The following is a 19,859-nucleotide window of genomic DNA, read 5'->3' as shown; positions in this document are numbered from 1 at the left end:
CGTTGCTGGCACAGAATAAACCTTATCAGAGGCTCATCACCCGCATCACTCACATGAATAAGTGATGCGACTGCGTGCCTAACACCCCTATTGCTTCACGTACCAAGGGTCGCTCTATTAAAACGTCACATTCAACTTTGCCCAAAGAGTTCGACCCGGCTCATTCAACGACGTATTAGCCGAGTACCCAAATCCACTATTACCGGCCAGATTGAGGTGCTCGCTGTACGCTTTATTCAGTAGATTATCGATACCAGTGCTGACTTTGACTTGTTTTGTAACCTTGTAAGCCACATTGGCAGACAGCACACCGAAGCCCGCACTATCAGCAAAGTCTTTACCTACCACATTCCCTTCGTTAATCGCGACCCGGTGCTGGCTGCTGACTAACCGCCATAATGCCGTGCTGCTCCAATCCCCTGCTTCAAACGTCAATCCTAACCGTGCTTCAAGGGGAGGGATTTGCGGCAACGGACGATGATTACTGGTATTTTTCCCCCAGGCATAAGCCAGGCTGGCGTCAGCTTTCCAATTGTCGTTAAAGGCATAGCCGGCCCCCATCTCACCCCCCATAATAGTTGCGTTGATATTATCTGCCTGACTGATGCGCAGATTGTTCGGGTCATACTTGAACAAAATGAAATCATTGACCCGACCAAGATAAGCAGAGACCCAACTGTTGAGCTGCTTACCATTGTATTGCGCGCCAATATCAAGTTGAGTGGTCTTTTCACTCTTCACTCCCTCAAAAGCACTGCTGGAGCCAACAGGCCCGAACGTCGGCGAAAATAGCTCCCAATAATCAGGAAAACGCTGCGTATGGCCCAAACCGGCGTACCACATCACGGGTAAGTCAGCCAGATTATGCTCAAAACGCATGAAACCGGCGGGGAGCGTTGCAGAGCGTGTCGGTTGAAAAGCACGGGCATAATTGGTGACTTCATGATGGTCAATGCGGGCACCGGTAATCAGTTTATCCTGATCGCTGGCACTCCAGGTCAGTTCGCTAAACAAGCCGTTGCTGGTAAAGCGAGCATCTTTATCCCAATGGCCTTGTTTATTTTTACGGTGCGTATTGGTTTGCAAATCAGTACCCGCCTCCAATTTCAGATCCCGCCACAACCAAGTGCCCATGACCCGGCCCCCCATCGTGCGCCGGTCCACATTACTGGACATCGCCATCATCGGTGGTGTGCGTAAGGTATTGTTATCCATAATGTGATTGGCATAATTGTAGTAGACTTTGGCTTCAATTTTATCCAACACGTCACCGATATTTGTTTTTTCAAAGCGTGCGCCCAGACTCTCGCGCAAGAACTGGGAACCGTCCATACCGCGCCCGGCATACCTTGCTTCACCGTCACCTTTACCCGCCGTTAGCTCGAGCAACGTATCGCTGTCTGGTGTCCAGCCCACGGCGATATCGGCATTCCATTTATCCCATTTCGAGGGCACCCGCGCCCCATTGCCATCTTTGTAATCACCAGCCTGAGACTGATTACCCATCATGCGCAAATAGCCTTGCTCGTTACCTAAACTGGTATCGAGATTTTTATCCCAGCGACCATTAGAGCCCACCAATAGACTGGCATTCCCTTTGATGCCCGCCTGGTCAAAGTGAGGGGGTTGCCGCTCAAACAAAATAGTACCGGCGGAAGCACCAGCCCCCCACAACACCGATTGTGGTCCCTTCACTACGGTCAGCAGGTCAAAACTCTCTGGTGAAATATAGGATGTGGGCGCGTCCATCCTTGATGGGCAGGCCCCCAGTGTTTCCCCACCATCTGTCAGAATTTTTATCCGTGAACCAAACATGCCACGGAACACCACATCCCCATTGGTACCCCCATTACGGATTTGCGAGAAACCGGGGATAGTTTTCAGATAGTCAGCCCCATCACTGGCGGGAACAGGTTGGCGCGGCGCTTTAGGCGAGGTCACGATAACCAGCGGCGAATGAAGGGGCGCAGTAACAGTTATGACATCAGCATCATTGAGTTTTTTATCACCGCTATCGTTGATGGTGTTATTCGCCACCGGATCATGAGTCATCAGATGATCATGCGTAGCGGCAACGGTATTTAAGGCAAATACCGAAAAAGCAGCGGTTACTGCGCATGCTAATAATGTTTTTTTATAGGTTTTACTCTTGCCAGACATAATTATTCCTTGGGCAATACAAATTACTCCGGTGAGTATTTATCCACACCAGAAAAAAGGTTTTTATTTTTTATCGGATTATCAGGAATAAAAGGCAGGTGGTGCGCGTGGTTGGCTCTCTGAATAGGTATCTTGAATAATTAACCAATAGATAAATAACGGCGGAGGGATCTCGGCTAACAGTAGTGCAGAGCGAATATCCGCTTTGGAAGCTGTATTCAGTAGGGGCAAATGAGTCAGTAATACACAATAACCACAAGCTGCATGATCCATCATCATGCCATCATGACCGCCTCCGGCCTGTGCGGTATTGCTATGTTGGGCCGTTGCCTGGCTCTGTTGATGGTCAGCGTGATGCGCCATATCCATAGCACAATTGGCCTTAGCAGCACTCACACTCATCGTTGAGATGGTTTTTTGCTCATACGAAAGCGCCAGTGAAACTGAAACCACCGGAGCGATAAATAACATCAGGATCGCCGCTATCCCCAACCAGGCAGAAAAGCGCCTTCTTTGATAAAGAATTTGGCTCAACGGCAGCCTATCGCCGTTGGTGTTACATCGGTGTTCACGCTTCTCATCACGATAAATTCCTTTATATCGATGAAAAAAAGAAAGTAAGGCGGATTAATTATCTGTTTTATTAATAGTTTTATACCCAAGTTACTTTGAGATGCAGGTAGACGGCAACCGAGCAAATCCCCTGCAGCTTAGATAACTAAGTGACTGGGCTGAGCAAGGGCTGCCAACACTCCTGTATCTTGAAGGGCGACCGGTATATGAGTTTTTACTGATCTACAAGCGGGGCAAATCATACCTGAAGCAACCTTAACACGACCCACACTTTAATAGAATTAAGAATCTTTATCATTTGAGGCCGCATCGTAATCTGTGACGGCTCACTATTATTCGCAATTGCTTTTCAGTCATTACATTAAAAGTTGAATGTAAATCACAAAAACTCACTATGCCTGTGCTAGGATCCGCCGCCTTAGTGCTGAAAACCGGTTTGACCTCCTTTTAGCCCTATGTCCGTTTTTAGCAATTATCTGTCTTTAACTCTTTATTTATTTGATACTGACGCACAGGCCTATTTATGAATAACAGCAATCGCATTCGGCTCACTTGGATCAGTTACTTCTCTTACGCCCTTACTGGTGCGTTAGTTATTGTCACCGGGATGGTGATGGGGAATATCGCAGAGTATTTCAATCTGCCTATTGCCAGTATGAGTAACACATTTACTTTCCTTAACGCGGGTATTTTAATCTCCATCTTCCTCAATGCCTGGTTAATGGAAATCATTCCATTAAAACGCCAGTTGGTGTTTGGCTTTATTCTGATGTTGATTGCTATCGCCGGATTGATGGTTGGCCATAATCTAATGGTCTTCTCAATCAGCATGTTCATCCTCGGGGTGGTCAGCGGGATAACCATGTCGATTGGTACCTTCCTGATAACCCATATGTACGAGGGGCGTCAGCGCGGTTCACGCCTGCTGTTTACCGATTCGTTCTTCAGTATGGCTGGGATGATTTTCCCTGTCGCCGCCGCAATGCTGCTGGCACGCCATATCGAATGGTACTGGGTGTACGCTTGTATCGGCCTGCTGTATGTCGGTATTTTTGTGCTAACACTGTGCTCTGAGTTCCCAGTTCTGGGCCACAAAGCCGCTGATCAAAGCAAACCGGTCGCGAAAGAGAAATGGGGGGTTGGCGTGCTGTTCCTGTCGATTGCCGCATTGTGCTATATCCTTGGCCAACTTGGTTTTATCCAGTGGGTACCGGAATACGCCACCAAAACTTTCAATATGGATATCAGTCAGGCTGGCCAACTGGTCAGTAACTTCTGGATCTCTTATATGATTGGGATGTGGGTGTTCAGCTTTATCCTGCGCTTCTTTGACCTACAACGCATCGTAACTGTACTGGCGGCACTGGCAACACTGGCTATGTATCTGTTTGTCAGCACCGATAACCCACAATACCTGAGCTACTACATTCTGGCGTTGGGTTTTGTTTCCAGTGCAATTTACACCACACTGATTACTCTGGGTTCATTGCAAACCAAAGTCTCTTCGCCAAAACTGGTTAACTTCATCCTGACCTGCGGTACTGTCGGTACCATGCTGACCTTCGTGGTGACTGGCCCGATTGTCGCCAACAGTGGTGTTCATGCCGCGCTGGCAACAGCAAACGGCCTGTACCTGGCAGTGTTTGTGATGTGTCTGATTCTGGGCTTCTTTACCAAGCACCGCAGCCACGGCCATGTGACTGACTGATTTATCGGTTTTACTGCCCTGCCGCCATCACGGTTGCAGGGCAGCGCCTATTTAAAATTCACTACCTCTTCCTGCCCCAGATATATGCGGCTTTCGGCTGGCTGGGTTTTGGCAATCACCATTCCATGACGAATGGAATAGTGCACTGGCACCTGTCGCCGCACGGCATCGAACCCATTTTCTGCGGGCAGAATAATCAGGTTAGCGCTATTACCTGGCTGCAAGCCATAATCAGATAAATGCATTGTCCTGGCGCTGTGGGTGGTTATCAGATTCAGCCCATCGTTAATTTGGCTATACCCCATCAACTGACAAATATGTAGCCCCATATGCAGGACTTGCAGCATATTGGCAGTGCCTAGCGGGTACCACGGGTCGAATACATCGTCATGGCCGAAGCAGACATTAATTTCTGCCGCCAACATCTCTTTAACCCGCGTAATACCACGCCGTTTCGGATAAGTATCAAAGCGCCCTTGTAAATGAATATTCACTAATGGATTGGCGACAAAGTTGATACCGGACATTTTCAACAGACGAAATAGCCGGGAAGCATAAGCCCCATTATAGGAGTGCATTGCTGTGGTGTGGCTGGCGGTAACGCGCGCCCCCATATTTTCCCGGTGCGCCAAGGCCGCCACTGTTTCAACAAAACGTGACTGCTCATCATCAATTTCATCACAATGCACATCTACCAGCCGCTGATATTTCTGTGCTAAGGCGAAGGCGATATGCAGAGATTCAACACCATATTCGCGAGTGAATTCAAAATGTGGGATGGCCCCAACCACATCAGCTCCCAGTCGCAGCGCCTCTTCCAACAGCGCGGCACCGTCGGGATAAGAGAGAATCCCCTCTTGTGGGAAAGCGACAATCTGCATATCCACCCATGGGCTGACTTCTTCTTTTACCTCTAACATCGCACTGAGTGCCGTCAGACTAGGATCGGAAACATCCACATGGGTACGGACATGCTGAATACCATTGGCGATTTGCCACTTCAACGTCTGCCATGCCCGCTGTTTAACATCCTCGCGCGTGAGCAAGGCTTTGCGCTCTGCCCAGCGCTCAATCCCCTCAAACAGAGTACCTGACTGATTCCAGCTCGGTTGCCCGGCCGTTTGGGTGGTATCCAGATGGATATGTGGCTCAATAAAAGGCGGCAATGCCAACCCACCTTGCGCATCCAGCACCCCGGCGCCAACCGTCTGCTGTTCCGGCTGCGGGCTAATAGCACTGATTTTGCCCTCCGCGATAGTTATCTGCCAAAAGCCCGCTTGCCCGGCAAGCCGCACATTATTGATAGTGGTGAGTAAGTGATTTGGTAAGGATTGCGTTGTCATCGATGCCTCCATGATCCCTTTTATATTCTGGTCATAACCAAAAGCTATTTGCTTTAGCTTACCCGACCAACAGTATGCTGCCCGATTTTCTTTTCCGTCATTTAAAATCTAAAACTGAAACCTTTCAGCTAAAGATGAATGAAATCCGCAACTTATCAAAAATCGTTAAAAATCATCCATCTACCACCTTAGAGGTATATGGAAAGCAAATTGATTTACATCAAGAAGTGCGGTGTAGGGAGGATTACTGTAAGCGTAGAAAATTAAAAATTGAGGCAAAAATGAGCAAAGTCAAACTTGCCATCATCGGCAACGGTATGGTCGGCCACCGCTTTATCGAAGACTTATTAGATAAAGCAGATAAAGACCAATTTGAGATAACCGTATTTTGCGAAGAACCGCGCATCGCTTATGACCGGGTACATCTTTCTTCTTACTTCTCCCACCACACTGCGGAAGAGTTATCACTGGTTCGTGAAGGCTTTTATGAAAAGCACGGTGTAAAAGTGCTGGTTGGCGAACGTGCCATCACTATTAATCGCACCGAGAAAGTGATCCATTCCAACAGTGGCCGTACGCTGTATTACGACAAGCTGATTATGGCGACCGGTTCTTACCCGTGGATCCCGCCGATTAAAGGCAGTGAAGGGCAAGATTGCTTTGTCTATCGCACCATTGAAGATCTGAATGCGATTGAGTCTTGTACTCGCCGTAGCAAACGTGGCGCGGTTATCGGCGGCGGGCTGTTAGGGTTGGAAGCCGCTGGTGCCCTGAAAAGCCTTGGCGTTGAAACCCATGTCATTGAGTTTGCACCGGTATTAATGGCCGAACAGCTTGATCCGATGGGGGGTGACCAACTACGCCAGAAGATTGAACGCATGGGGGTCAGAGTCCATACAGGTAAAAATACCCAAGAAATTATTCATTCAGGCCAAAACAGCCGCAAAACCATGCTGTTTGCCGATGGTAGCCAGTTAGAAGTAGATTTTATCGTCTTCTCCACCGGTATCCGCCCACAAGACAAACTGGCACACCAATGCGGCTTAGCCACCGCGCGCCGTGGCGGTATTGCTATCAATGATTATTGCCAAACCTCCGACCCTGATGTGTACGCCATTGGCGAATGTGCCTCATGGCAAGAGCGCACCTTTGGCTTAGTCGCGCCGGGCTATAAAATGGCGCAGGTCACCGCAGACCATCTACTTGGCCGCGAAAACGCCTTCCACGGTGCCGACATGAGTGCCAAACTGAAACTACTGGGCGTGGATGTCGGTGGGATTGGTGATGCTCATGGCCGCACTGAGGGTGCTCGTAGCTACGTTTATCTGGATGAAAGTAAAGAAATTTATAAACGTCTGGTGGTTAGCGCAGATAACAAAACCCTGTTAGGGGCAGTGCTGGTGGGTGATACCACCGATTATGGCAACTTGCTGCAACTGGCACTGAACAACATCGAATTACCAGAAAACCCGGACAGCCTGATTCTGCCGGCCCATGCGGGTAGCAAACCGGCAATGGGCGTGGACTCGCTACCGGACAGCGCGCAAATCTGTTCCTGTTTTGATGTGACTAAAGGCGACATCATTCAGGCTATCGGCCAGGGTTGCCACACCGTTGCCGCACTGAAATCCGCCACTAAAGCCGGTACCGGTTGTGGCGGTTGCATTCCGCTGGTCACCCAGGTACTGAATGCCGAACTGAGTAAGCAAGGCATTGAAGTTAACCATCATTTGTGTGAACACTTTGCCTATTCGCGCCAAGAGTTATATCACCTGATTCGGGTTGAAGGGATTAAGTCCTTCGATGCCTTGCTGGAGAAATACGGTAAAGGTTACGGTTGTGAAGTATGTAAGCCAACCGTAGGGTCACTGCTGGCATCGTGCTGGAATGAGTATATCTTAGAGCCGCAACACACGCCGTTGCAGGATACCAATGACAACTTCCTCGGTAATATTCAGAAAGATGGTACCTATTCGGTTATCCCTCGCTCACCGGGCGGGGAAATCACACCGGATGGCCTGTTAGCCATTGGCCGTATCGCCAAACACTATAATTTGTATACCAAACTGACCGGCTCTCAGCGGGTGGGGATGTTTGGCGCGCAAAAAGATGACCTGCCCGCTATCTGGGCACAACTCATTGAAGCCGGTTTTGAAACCGGACACGCCTATGCCAAAGCCCTACGTATGGCAAAAACCTGCGTTGGCAGTACCTGGTGCCGCTTTGGTGTCGGCGACAGCGTCGGCTTTGGTGTGGCGCTGGAGCATCGTTACAAAGGCATTCGCACACCGCATAAAATGAAGTTTGGCGTCTCCGGCTGTACCCGTGAATGTTCGGAAGCTCAGGGTAAAGATGTCGGAATTATCGCCACCGAAAATGGTTGGAACCTGTATGTCTGTGGTAACGGCGGTATGAAGCCACGTCATGCTGACCTGCTGGCAGCGGATCTGGATGAAGAGACCCTGATGCGCTACCTCGACCGCTTTATGATGTTCTACATCCGCACCGCCGATAAGCTGCAACGCACCTCCGTCTGGCTGGAAAGTCTGGAAGGCGGCATTAATTATCTGCGCGCCGTGATCCTCGACGACAAGTTAGCTATTAACGACCAGTTGGAAGCCGATATTGCCCGCCTACGCGACAAAGTGACCTGTGAATGGAAAGTGACGGTTGAGAACCCGGCAGCACAGGTTCGTTTTGCCCACTTCATTAACAGCCCGCTACGCGACCCGAATGTACAAGTGGTACCTGAACGTGAACAACATCGCCCAGCGCGCCCAGATGAGCGTATCCCAGTCCGGGTGTTGGAATTGGAGGATAACGTATGAGCCAGTGGATTCCACTTTGTCCATTAAACGATATTTTACCCGGTAGCGGCGTATGCGGCTTGATCGGTGAGCAGCATGTCGCGGTTTTCCGCCCTTATGCTGACGAACAACTCTTTGCCATTAGCAATATAGATCCCTTCGCACAGGCCAGTGTGTTATCACGCGGGTTGATTGCTGAACATCAAGGTGATCTATGGGTGGCCAGTCCGCTGAAAAAGCAACACTTCCGCCTGCATGATGGTTTCTGTCTGGAAGATGAAAGTCGCTCAGTTGCCCATTATGACGTGCGAGTTCGCGACGGCATGGTGCAAGTCAAAGCGTGATAAATAACAGTTATCCGGTCAGTACCAGATAACCATAAAATAACTCTCGATCACAGGTATGAGTATGTATACAGATACGATCAACAAATGCGCCGCCAACGCGGCTCGCATCGTCAAGTTATCAAAAGAAAGCCCGTTGGGTTTCTGGATTGGCTCAGCAATGGCCGGTGCCTACGTCGGCCTTGGCATTATTCTGATTTTCACACTGGGTAACCTAATCGATCCTGCTTACCGCCCACTGGTAATGGGAGCCACCTTCGGCCTGGCGCTGACGTTGGTCATTATTGCGGGTTCCGAGTTGTTCACCGGTCACACCATGTTCCTGACTTTCGGTGTGAAGGCCGGCACCATCAAATCCAGCCAGATGTGGGCAGTATTGCCACAAACCTGGCTGGGAAATCTACTGGGTTCCGTTTTTGTGGCTCTGCTCTATTACTACGGTGGCGGTAACCTGCTGTCGGTGGATACCAGCTTGGTACACACCGCGGCATTAGCAAAAACCTCTGCGCCCGCTATGACCTTATTCTTCAAAGGTGTATTATGTAACTGGCTGGTTTGTCTGGCGATCTGGATGGCAATCCGTGTGGAGGGTGCCGCCAAATTTATCGCTATCTGGTGGTGTTTACTGGCCTTTATTGCCTCAGGCTACGAGCACTCTGTCGCCAACATGACACTGTTTGCCCTGTCTTGGTTTGGTAATCATAGCGAGGCCTACACCTTAAGTGGCATCGGTCACAACCTGTTGTGGGTAACCCTGGGTAATACCTTGTCAGGCGCAGTCTTTATGGGCCTTGGCTACTGGTATGCCACACCACGGGAAAACCGCCCGCAACCTGCGGCAGTTAACGCGCCGCAAGCTGTGAAACAGTAACGTACTGAGAATATTGATTAAGGGGAAACGTGCCGTTGGAGCCATTCGGTGTAAACCATCGAAGCGCCACGAGGTATGGTCGCCCCTTCAATCACTGAACTTATCAATAGCCACTTCCGCCCCTAGACTGAAGGATTGCCGATGGACTACTTCCCGATTTTCTGCCAACTGCAACATAAAGCCTGCCTGTTGGTCGGCGGTGGTGAAGTTGCCGAACGCAAGGCTCGCTTGCTGCTGGATGCGGGTGCGGTAATTACCGTCAATGCCTGTGAGTTTACGCCACAGTTTCACCACTGGGCGGAACAGGGGCTGCTCACATTAGTCTGCGGCGAATTTGTACCGGATTTGTTGGCAGAGAAGTGGCTGGTGATTGCAGCAACTGATCAGGTGGCAGTCAACGCCTTGGTCTATCAGAGCGCCAATCTACAGCGGGTGTTCTGCAATGTGGTGGATGACCCGAAACGCACCAGCTTTATCATGCCGTCCATCATTGATCGCTCGCCGATTATGATAGCGATATCTTCCGGCGGTAAAGCCCCTGTATTGGCGCGCTTGCTGCGCGAAAAACTCGAGGCAATGTTGCCACAGCATTTGGGCCAATTGGCACAATTGGCGGGCAATTTGCGCCAGCGGGTGAAGCAACATTTTACCGCGATGGCCGATCGCCGCCGCTTTTGGGAAAAACTGCTTACTCACGACCGCCTGGCGCAATCATTGGCTAACGACGATCAGCGACAAATCGAACAACATATTGAGCATCTGTTCAATGCGCCGCTGAGTGATCGCGGTGAGGTGGTTCTGGTGGGTGCCGGGCCGGGAGATGCCGGTTTGCTGACGTTAAAAGGGTTACAGCAGATCCAACAAGCAGACGTGGTGGTGTATGACCGGTTGGTGTCTGATGAGGTGATGAATCTGGTACGGCGCGATGCCGAGCGGATTTTTGTCGGAAAAGAGTCCGGCTACCATTGCGTTCCGCAAGAAAGTATCAATCAGCTCCTATTGCAACAGGCACAGCAGGGTAAACGAGTGGTACGCTTGAAAGGTGGTGACCCGTTTATTTTTGGCCGTGGCGGCGAAGAGTTGGAAACACTGGCAGAAGCGGGGATTCCGTTCTCGGTAGTGCCGGGAATTACCGCAGCTTCCGGCTGCTCCGCCTACAGCGGGATACCCCTGACTCACCGTGATCATGCGCAAAGTGTGCGTTTGATTACCGGTCATGCCAAAAAAGACGCTCAATTAGATTGGGCCAATCTGGCGGCAGAGAAACAAACGCTGGTGTTTTATATGGGGTTATCCCAGGCGGGAGAAATTCAGCAGCAACTGATTCAACATGGGATGCCGGCTACCACGTCTGTGGCATTGGTGGAAAATGGCACCTCGCGGCATCAACGTGTAGTCAGCGGCGAACTGAGCCAATTGGGATTACTGTCCCAGCAGGTCAACAGCCCTAGCCTGATCATCGTCGGTAGCGTGGTCCGTTTACGTGAAAAACTGAATTGGTTCTCCAGTACTGATCACAGCAAAACAGCGGAACAGGTAGAAAAGGTGGGTTAGGAAACCTTGCTGATGAAGGGGGCAAACCCCCTTCATATTATTGAGTCTTACGGATGGGCGACAAAACCGATAGCGTCGTACACTTTAGCTAATGTCTGTTGCGCGCGAGCACGCGCCTTGGCAGCCCCTTCACGCATCACTTCCTGCAAGAAAGCCTCGTCTTCACGATAAGTGTGATAACGCGCCTGTAGCTCTGTCAGCATGCCCGAGACAGCATCCGCCACGGCACCTTTCAAATGACCATACATCTGGCCTTCAAACTGTACTTCCAGCTCAGGAACTGACTGACCCGTCACACCTGACAAGATATCCAGCAAGTTAGAAACACCGGCTTTCTTTTCTACGTCATAACGGATAACTGCTGGCTCGTCTGAGTCCGTCACCGCGCGCTTAATCTTTTTAACCACCGATTTCGGATCTTCCAGCAGTTCAATGACGTTATTGCGATTGTCATCAGATTTAGACATCTTTTTGGTCGGGTCTAGCAAAGACATTACCCGCGCACCGGCTTTCGGAATAAACGGCTCAGGGATTTTGAAAATATCACCATACAACGCATTGAATCGACCAGCGATATCGCGGCTCAGCTCCAGATGTTGCTTCTGGTCTTCACCGACTGGCACCTGATTAGTTTGATAGAGCAAAATATCCGCCGCCATCAATACAGGATAATCAAACAAACCGGCATTAATGTTTTCAGCATAGCGGGCTGACTTATCTTTGAACTGAGTCATTCGGCTCAATTCACCAAAATAGGTATAGCAGTTCAGCGCCCAGCTTAGCTGAGAGTGTTCAGGCACATGGGACTGAACGAAAATCGTACTCTTTTTCGGATCGATACCGCAAGCCAGATACAGCGCCAACGTATCTAAGGTTCTTTTGCGTAACTGCGCCGGATCTTGACGGGCAGTAATGGCATGCAGATCAACGATGCAATAAATGCACTCATAATCATCCTGCATCTGTACCCACTGACGCAGCGCACCCATGTAATTGCCAATGGTCAATTCGCCGGACGGTTGCGCGCCGCTAAATACGATAGGCTTGATTGGTTTACTGGATACAGTGGTTAATTCAGTGGGTTTACTCATTTTATACATCCTGATCTTTTAAAGACGACAGCCCGATGGCGGGCAACAGATCGGCAAAATGCTCCAGCACGCAATCGGGGTGACTGGTGGCAATAGCTTCGCCGTAGTTATATCCATAGGTCAGCCCAATACAAGGGCAACCCGCGGCCTGCGCAGCCATAATGTCATTACGCGAATCGCCGACAAACAGCATTTCGCTGGCGCGAAGGCCAAGTTTAGCTAACAGTAAATAGAGCGGGGCCGGATGCGGTTTTTTCACTACCACATCGTCGCCACCAATAATTACTGAGAAATAATCTGCGATACCCAGTGATGCCAGCAAAGGAGCAACAAACGGCGTCGGCTTATTGGTAATCAGCCCCATCGGCAAACCATGGGCTGCCAGTTGAGCCAGCGTAGCTTTCACTTGCGGGAATAGCTGGCTCCCCTGTTCAACCGTTTTGGCATAATAGTGATCAAACAGCTCACGGGTATGTGTGACTGACTGAGCATCCGGCTCATGACCTGCCCAGCGTAACGCACGCTCGACCAAAATATCAGCACCATTGCCAATCCAGGTGGATACCAGTGCGTTACCGGCAACCGGTAAGCCTTGATGCTGCAACGCCATATCAATAGCACTGGCAAGGCCTGGTGCGCTATCAACCAATGTACCGTCCAGATCGAACGCCACACCACGGATAGTATCGAATTTAGTCATGAGCAGACATCGCCAGCTCACTGCGCATAGCATCAATCACCGCAGCATAATCCGGTTGGCTGAAAATAGCTGAACCCGCTACAAACATATCAGCACCAGCCGCCGCAATCTGGCGAATATTGTCGACTTTCACCCCGCCATCCACTTCCAGGCGAATGTCATAGCCACTGGCATCAATCAATTTACGTACCTGACGTAACTTATTCAGTGTTTCAGGAATAAATGACTGGCCGCCGAAACCGGGGTTAACTGACATCAACAAGATGACATCCAGCTTATCCATTACATAATCAAGATAACTCAGCGGCGTAGCAGGGTTAAACACCAAGCCCGCCTTGCAGCCATTCTCTTTGATCAGTTGTAAGGTACGGTCGACGTGTTCAGAGGCTTCGGGATGGAATGAAATATACGTGGCACCCGCTTTGGCAAAATCCGGGACGATACGGTCAACCGGTTTTACCATCAGATGCACATCAATCGGCGCGGTAATACCATAGTCACGCAGGGCCTGACACACCATCGGCCCGATGGTCAGATTAGGAACGTAATGATTGTCCATCACATCAAAATGCACAACATCAGCCCCGGCCGCGAGCACCTTGGCGGTATCTTCACCCAAACGGGCAAAATCGGCTGACAGAATAGATGGGGCAATTAAAAACTTTTTCATCCGCGTCTCCAAACGTATCTCTTTGTTCTATAAAACATCTTCCTGACAGATGGCGCATCTACGTCAGGGGTTCTATTTCATAAACCATTGGGTTTGAATCTTTACCGAGCGGCATTCCCGCTCAGCTATACAGCGCCAAAAGCTCGTTCACTTTACTACGACCAAGAATATTACGGCTGATAGTACGGCGCGCTTTCACCACATGCAGTGACGCCTGATGATACCAATTGCGCGTCAGCTCTGTATCGTGGTTAGAAATCAGAACTGGAATCTTGCTTTCGGCCGAAAGTTGATAAGCCAGACGAGCCAGATTCTGTTGATCCACAATGCCAAAGTTATTGGTGTGATATGCCGTAAAATTCGCCGTCGCTGACAATGGCGCATACGGAGGATCGCAATAAACTACCGCCCCATGCACTGCTTTTAAGAGAGTTTCCTGATAATGCTCACAAACGAATACCGCATTTTGCGATTTTTCAGCAAACCAATAAAGCTCTACCTCAGGGAAATAAGGTTTTTTATAACGACCAAAAGGCACATTGAATTCACCGCTCAAATTATAACGACACAGGCCGTTATAACAATGGCGATTCAGATAGAGAAATAATAATGCGCGGCGATAAGCATCAGTACTGGCGTTAAACTCTTGACGCAGTAGGTAAAACTGCTCGGATTTATTGAAGTCGCCCGTAAACAAAACACGGGCGTCACGCACAAAATCATCAGTGCGTTCCTTCACGATATTGTAGAGGTTGATAAGATCGCTGTTGATATCGGCCAGTATGTAAGACTCATACTCAGTGTTAAGAAACACCGAACCCGCACCGACGAATGGCTCTATCAAGCAGTCTCCCGCTGGAAGATGGCGTCGTATGTCATCAACCAGCGGATATTTCCCACCAGCCCATTTTAAAAAAGCGCGGTTTTTCTTCATGCCGTCAGTTAGCTACTTAATAATTCAGAGCCGCAGATTGTACTCTGTTTCAAACAGCACATCAGCGCACAAATAAGAATGATTTATTTTTTAAGGTCTTGCTGCACTTGTTGTACAGGTTTAACCCACGGTTTTTTCGCCTGAACATCGGCTGGTAGCGTCGTGATGGCCCTTTTTGCATCAGCAGAAGAGGGGTAGTTACCACTTACTAAAATATACCAAGGTTTACCATCACGTTTAGTTTCATAGACATGATAGTCAGTTAATTTTTGCTGTTTAGCATAGGCATTCAATGTGTCTGAGCGTGATGCGCTGCTCAGTTGTAACGTGAAATGGTTACCTGGTGCATTCTTTAAGGTACTACTGCTGCCAACGGAACCTGATTTGGTCACCGCAGATGCCGCTGGAGAAACCACGGTGGTCGGTTTTTTATGGTTGCTGGTTGGCAGCTTAGCTGCTGTCGTAGCTTGTTTCTGCGACGGGTGGGTAATGGTTTCACCCGTAGCCGGTGCCGGTGCTTTAGCCCCTTTTGAACCAGAAACCGTTGCAGGTGCCGTCGGCAAGGTGGATGTCTGACCGTCGTTCATATTCTGAGACAAGGTATCAACCTGCCCCTGAGTTTGAGAAAGTGCATCAGACATATTGCCTGGCAATTCAACACGCTGAGTCGGGCTGTTCGCCGAAGGCGGCACTGAAGCTTCAGTTGGCGTTGGCGAAATTGGCGGAGCACTAATATCCTGTGGCTGAGCCGAGTTCTTCACGCCATTGGCATCATGACCGTCGCTGGCATTGTTTGCTACACCGGGCTGAGTGTTATTGCCGCTAGTGAGTGAAGATGAATCAGACAGATTAATATTTCTCGCTGCATCAACATTCGGGTTTTGCTGGGATGCTTCATGCTCAGTCGGGGCTTTCAGGGCTGAACCGATGGCGATAATGATCAACAAAAGCACTAAAATGCCGATACCAATCATGATGTGTTGGCGTGAAACAGCAAGCTTAGGTCCGGCCGAGGACTTACGGGCACGTGTAGGACGACGGTCACTGCTATCTGGTTTCAGATCGTCTTCCGGCTTTAAATCATCCATCTAAACCCTCCAACTAGAGGCAAAAGCCCACCGCATTGATCACTGCGATCTGGCTGATTGATTTTACTGACTGCAAACAGGCTATACCCGTCATACTTCAAGCTGCATGTGCGTTGGCTACGCTCAATCACCCAAATCACTCACTTATGTAAGCTCATCGGCTCTCTCGCTTGCCGCCTTCCTGCAACTCGAATTATTTAGGGTATAAACAGCCCGCAGCAAAGGAATAATATCGTACTTATGCCATTTTTATAACTGGCAATCCGTGATAGATGCTAACACCATGTCATGTGCAATACCGCTACGGATTTCTGACTTACCGATAGCCGTTGGCAGTACCAGACGAAGCTCGCCTGCCAGCACTTTTTTATCCCGCATCATATGCGGCAGATAAGACTCTGGTGTCATTTCCTGCGGCCCGCAGACCGGCAGACCGGCTCGTAACAGTAGTTGTTTGATACGCTCAACATCACTGGCTGAGAACTGACCTAATCGACGGGAGGTGTGTGCTGCCATCATCATTCCCGCAGCAACGGCTTCGCCGTGTAACCAGACGCCATAGCCCATTTCAGCCTCAATAGCATGACCATAAGTATGGCCCAAATTGAGTAATGCGCGCATACCGCTCTCTTCACGTTCATCGGCAGCAACAACATCGGCTTTTAATTCGCAGCAACGGCGGATGCAGTAAGCTAACGCTGACATATCCAGTGCGAGTAATGCATCGATATTATCTTCTAACCAATCAAAGAAAGCCGCATCAAGAATAATGCCATATTTGATAACTTCAGCCAGCCCGGAGGCAAGCTCACGCGAAGGGAGAGTGTTAAGGCAATTAAGGTCAACCACTACCGATGCTGGTTGATAGAACGCACCAATCATGTTCTTGCCCAGTGGATGATTTACTGCGGTTTTGCCACCGACAGAGGAATCCACCTGAGACAGTAAGGTAGTAGGAACTTGAATAAAGCGAACGCCGCGCTGATAGCAAGCCGCAGCAAAACCGGTCAGGTCGCCTACTACACCGCCACCTAAGGCAACAAGTGTAGTATCACGACCATGCGGTTTTTCCAGAAGGGCAGAAAATACCTGCTCCAGAACACTCAGAGATTTGTACTGCTCACCGTCAGGTAAAATCACCTGATCAACTTTAATGCCACTTTGTTCCAACACTGCCCGGAGCGAATCCAGATAGAGTGGAGCCAGCGTTTGGTTAGTTACCAGCATTACCTGGTCACCCGCCTTTAGTGGCGCAAAAGAGGCCGAATCATTGAACAATCCGGCAGCAATCGTAATGGGGTAACTACGTTCCCCTAACGTGACAGTAATCTTCTCCATGTCGCGCTCAGTAACCTTCTTAACTTACGCCCGGAGGCATTAGTAAAATGCTAAAATCAGTTACTTTCCAGCATGTTGATAATCTGGTTAGCAACAACTTTCGCGCTTTGATCGTCAGTGCGGATGGTGACATCTGCAATTTCTTCGTACAACGGATTACGTTCTTTTGCCAGTGCTTCTAACACTTCACGTGGAGGCGCATCAACCTGCAACAACGGACGTTTTTTGTCGCGCTGTGTACGGGCCAACTGCTTCTCGATTGTAGTTTCTAAATAAACCACAACGCCACGGGCTGACAAACGGTTACGGGTTTCTCTGGATTTAACAGAGCCACCACCGGTTGCCAGAACAATGCCTTGTTTTTCCGTCAGTTCATTAATAACTTTTTCTTCACGATCGCGGAAACCTTCTTCGCCTTCCACGTCGAATACCCAGCCCACGTCAGCTCCGGTACGTCGCTCAATTTCTTGATCAGAGTCGAAAAACTCCATATTGAGTTGCTGAGCTAACTGACGACCAATAGTGCTTTTGCCGGCACCCATAGGCCCAACCAGAAAGATATTGCGTTTCTCTGCCATGTTTTTGGTATTACTAAGACTATTCGTTAATGATAACCCGCCCCGCCAATCAAATCAGCGGCGGGACCTAAACTGAAACCTCATGAGCGATAGTGCGAGATCAGACGGAAAATTATCTCAGCACTTCTGGTAGTTTGGCAACCGAATAAATCGTTGTACACGTCGTGGGAGGGAAACCATACGTTTTTATCGGCGTATCAACGTTATTAAAACCTCGGAGCTCAATTCGGTAACCCTTGTAAGCTAAATCGGAGGCAGCGTCAAATTTAGAAGCCTCCTATCACACAAAAAGTTGCAGAAAGTCACCAAGATTGGTCTGTTTTCATAAAACACCCCCCCATAAGGCTCAAGCACTGATTAGCCTTGGCGTGATGAAAATCACTAACTCCCGCCGACTTTGTTGTTGGGTGTCTTGTTTGAACAGCGCGCCCAGCCAAGGGATATCGGCCAGGATGGGCACTTTATTAATTCCCTGACTATTTTTTTGCTGGAAAATCCCCCCAAGCACAATAGTTTCCCCATCGTTTACGGTTATTTGGGTTTTTATTTCCTGCTTATCTATTAATAAAGCTTCACTATCTCCGCGTTTAATTGCCATTCCGGGCATATTTTGGCTGATTTTCAAGTTTAGAGTAATCTTGCCATTACGCAGTATTTTCGGTGTCACTTCCATCCCTAATACTGCCTCTTTAAACTCAATAGTAGGCACCCCTTTTTTACCCCGCGAGACCGTATAAGGAATATCAGAACCTTGCTTGATACTGGCAGTTTGCTGATGGGATGTCACCAGCCGAGGGCTGGCAATAATATCAACCTGATTTTCTTGCTCCAGCGCGCTCAATTCCAGTTCCAGCAGACGCCCGCCGATACGGGCAACATTGAATCCAGCGCTGAGGGCGCTATTGGGGAGTGGCAAATTCACATTAAAATTATTCACTCTCAGCGCACGGGGCTGCGTTGCTTCGTCCATACCCCAACGCACACCAAGTTCATGCAAATTTTCCCGACTCATAGTTACGATGTGTGCCGCTAACTGCACTTGCTGTAAAGGCAAATCCATCTCTGCCAGCCAACTTTTCAATAGTGCTAAAGAGGCGGGAGTATCGCGAATTAATAATGTATTAGTACGTTTATCTACCACTACGCTACCCAGTGGCGATAGCAACCCACCTTCAGGAAGAGTCAAACTGTCGGCAACTTGTTCAGCATCAGCATACTGCAAGGCCAGTGAGAAATTATTTAGGGACTCAGATGCATCTTTCTGTTCCGCCCGTTGCTGTCTTTCTTGTATCTCCTGTTCGGTAAAAACCATCATTACCGACCCTTCGCGCTCTACTTTCAGACGGCCCATACGCAAAATAATCGCCAAAGCCTGCTCCCACGGAACATCCGCCAATCTCAGGCTGAGATTACCGTCAACCCCAGCGGCAATGACTAAATTCAGTTGCTGATAATCCGCCAGTGCCTGCAACACTACCGCTATCGGCGCATCTTGAAACTCCAGGGTTACCGGCGGCCCACTTTTTGCGCTAAAGGCACGACTTGTGAGTAATACCAGCAGCAGCATCATCACCCCAGCACTGAGTGTTGGGGTAAGCCCACTCCGGGTTTTCGTAGTAGAAACATTCATCAGACTAATTCCTTTTATGTCCTGTATATTTGAAACGGTAAGAGTGCTTATGCTGCCCAGCTAAGCTCTTTAGTGATGATAATAATTATCTAAAACAACCCGTTAGTTAGTGCATCAGCAGCACCTCTGGCTCCGATAATCCAGAGCAAAAGCCAACTAAGCCAGTATTCTGTAGGCTCACCTGCCGTGAGCCAATATGGGTAACTTGCCAAGTTGACAATAGCCGTGAGCCGACCACTAGCTTCTGCCAGCGGCCCTCTGGCCGCAGTATCCAACCAGAAGAGTAATCTCCTCCCCTGACAACCCCTTGTAATCGCCAATGAGTGAGTTTCTCCCGCTCACCATCACATGGCTGTGCTGATAGGTCCTGAAAAGGATTACGCCCTGTGGCGGTCAATAAGGGGTCGGCATAAGCCACAGGTGCCAGTGATACGATTATCAGAGAGACTATCTTTAGAGGCCCCATACCG

Annotated in this window: 17 protein-coding genes; 5 read left to right on the top strand and 12 right to left on the bottom strand. The window is 49.4% G+C overall.

Going from position 1 to position 19,859, the window contains the following annotated elements; translation table 11 throughout:
- Positions 1 to 117 precede the first annotated feature (117 nt).
- Both Q2T72_RS01080 and Q2T72_RS01075 read right to left on the bottom strand, forming a co-directional pair.
- The gene (locus tag Q2T72_RS01080) at positions 118 to 2,052 is read right to left on the bottom strand and encodes a TonB-dependent copper receptor (RefSeq protein WP_372569839.1); all 1,935 of its coding nucleotides are present in this window, start codon (positions 2,050 to 2,052) and stop codon (positions 118 to 120) included.
- A 189-nt stretch (positions 2,053 to 2,241) separates the two neighbouring features.
- Entirely contained in the window at positions 2,242 to 2,631 is a 390-nt protein-coding gene (locus tag Q2T72_RS01075) for a DUF2946 domain-containing protein (protein WP_372568500.1), read from the bottom strand.
- Positions 2,632 to 3,256: 625 nt separating this feature from the next.
- On the opposite strand from Q2T72_RS01075, the gene tsgA reads away from it, so the two are divergent.
- Positions 3,257 to 4,441, top strand: a complete 1,185-nt coding sequence (gene tsgA / locus Q2T72_RS01070) for an MFS transporter TsgA (protein WP_050087416.1) — start codon at positions 3,257 to 3,259, stop codon at positions 4,439 to 4,441.
- Between the two features lie 47 nt (positions 4,442 to 4,488).
- Here the strand turns inward: tsgA and Q2T72_RS01065 are convergent, their stop codons facing one another.
- Positions 4,489 to 5,784: a cytosine deaminase gene (locus tag Q2T72_RS01065; RefSeq protein ID WP_193784747.1), complete on the bottom strand. Its 1,296-nt coding sequence runs from the start codon at positions 5,782 to 5,784 to the stop codon at positions 4,489 to 4,491.
- 281 nt (positions 5,785 to 6,065) lie between these two features.
- Here Q2T72_RS01065 and nirB point away from each other — a divergent pair, with 281 nt between their 5' ends.
- The 4 genes from nirB to cysG all read left to right on the top strand — a co-directional run bounded on the left by nirB (position 6,066) and on the right by cysG (position 11,360).
- A complete protein-coding gene (gene nirB, locus Q2T72_RS01060; protein WP_083161206.1) occupies positions 6,066 to 8,612 on the top strand; it encodes a nitrite reductase large subunit NirB in 2,547 nt (848 codons plus the stop codon).
- A complete protein-coding gene (nirD, locus tag Q2T72_RS01055) occupies positions 8,609 to 8,935 on the top strand; it encodes a nitrite reductase small subunit NirD (RefSeq protein ID WP_050087415.1) in 327 nt (108 codons plus the stop codon). Before nirB ends, nirD begins: the two co-directional genes overlap by 4 nt.
- 64 nt (positions 8,936 to 8,999) lie before the next feature.
- Positions 9,000 to 9,806, top strand: a complete 807-nt coding sequence (gene nirC / locus Q2T72_RS01050; protein WP_083161208.1) for a nitrite transporter NirC — start codon at positions 9,000 to 9,002, stop codon at positions 9,804 to 9,806.
- Between the two features lie 141 nt (positions 9,807 to 9,947).
- Positions 9,948 to 11,360: a siroheme synthase CysG gene (gene cysG / locus Q2T72_RS01045; protein WP_083161210.1), complete on the top strand. Its 1,413-nt coding sequence runs from the start codon at positions 9,948 to 9,950 to the stop codon at positions 11,358 to 11,360.
- Positions 11,361 to 11,407: 47 nt separating this feature from the next.
- On the opposite strand, the gene trpS is transcribed toward cysG, so the two are convergent.
- From trpS to Q2T72_RS01000, 9 genes are all read right to left on the bottom strand, one after another.
- Positions 11,408 to 12,451, bottom strand: a complete 1,044-nt coding sequence (gene trpS, locus Q2T72_RS01040; protein WP_372568499.1) for a tryptophan--tRNA ligase — start codon at positions 12,449 to 12,451, stop codon at positions 11,408 to 11,410.
- 1 nt (position 12,452) lies between these two features.
- A complete protein-coding gene (locus Q2T72_RS01035) occupies positions 12,453 to 13,151 on the bottom strand; it encodes a phosphoglycolate phosphatase (RefSeq protein WP_083161214.1) in 699 nt (232 codons plus the stop codon).
- On the bottom strand, positions 13,144 to 13,821 hold the full coding sequence (rpe, locus tag Q2T72_RS01030; RefSeq protein WP_042568757.1) for a ribulose-phosphate 3-epimerase: 678 nt from the start codon (positions 13,819 to 13,821) through the stop codon (positions 13,144 to 13,146). Before rpe ends, Q2T72_RS01035 begins: the two co-directional genes overlap by 8 nt.
- 121 nt (positions 13,822 to 13,942) lie before the next feature.
- Entirely contained in the window at positions 13,943 to 14,755 is an 813-nt protein-coding gene (gene dam, locus Q2T72_RS01025; protein WP_083161216.1) for an adenine-specific DNA-methyltransferase, read from the bottom strand.
- 83 nt (positions 14,756 to 14,838) lie between these two features.
- Entirely contained in the window at positions 14,839 to 15,843 is a 1,005-nt protein-coding gene (locus Q2T72_RS01020; RefSeq protein ID WP_372568498.1) for an SPOR domain-containing protein, read from the bottom strand.
- A gap of 249 nt (positions 15,844 to 16,092) precedes the next feature.
- Positions 16,093 to 17,181 carry a 3-dehydroquinate synthase gene (gene aroB, locus Q2T72_RS01015; protein ID WP_372568497.1) on the bottom strand — a complete coding sequence of 363 codons (1,089 nt, stop codon included), beginning with the start codon at positions 17,179 to 17,181 and terminating at the stop codon, positions 16,093 to 16,095.
- Positions 17,182 to 17,237: 56 nt separating this feature from the next.
- Positions 17,238 to 17,759 carry a shikimate kinase AroK gene (aroK, locus tag Q2T72_RS01010; protein ID WP_004702222.1) on the bottom strand — a complete coding sequence of 174 codons (522 nt, stop codon included), beginning with the start codon at positions 17,757 to 17,759 and terminating at the stop codon, positions 17,238 to 17,240.
- 346 nt (positions 17,760 to 18,105) lie between these two features.
- A complete protein-coding gene (hofQ, locus tag Q2T72_RS01005; RefSeq protein WP_102970572.1) occupies positions 18,106 to 19,326 on the bottom strand; it encodes a DNA uptake porin HofQ in 1,221 nt (406 codons plus the stop codon).
- Positions 19,327 to 19,495: 169 nt separating this feature from the next.
- On the bottom strand, positions 19,496 to 19,855 hold the full coding sequence (locus tag Q2T72_RS01000) for a pilus assembly protein PilP (protein ID WP_372568496.1): 360 nt from the start codon (positions 19,853 to 19,855) through the stop codon (positions 19,496 to 19,498).
- Between the last annotated feature and the right edge of the window lie 4 nt (positions 19,856 to 19,859).

The sequence above is a fragment of the Yersinia sp. 2466 StPb PI genome (assembly GCF_041538325.1).
Taxonomy (GTDB): Bacteria; Pseudomonadota; Gammaproteobacteria; order Enterobacterales; family Enterobacteriaceae; genus Yersinia; species Yersinia enterocolitica_E.
This window is presented reverse-complemented; position numbering and strand designations above follow the sequence as displayed.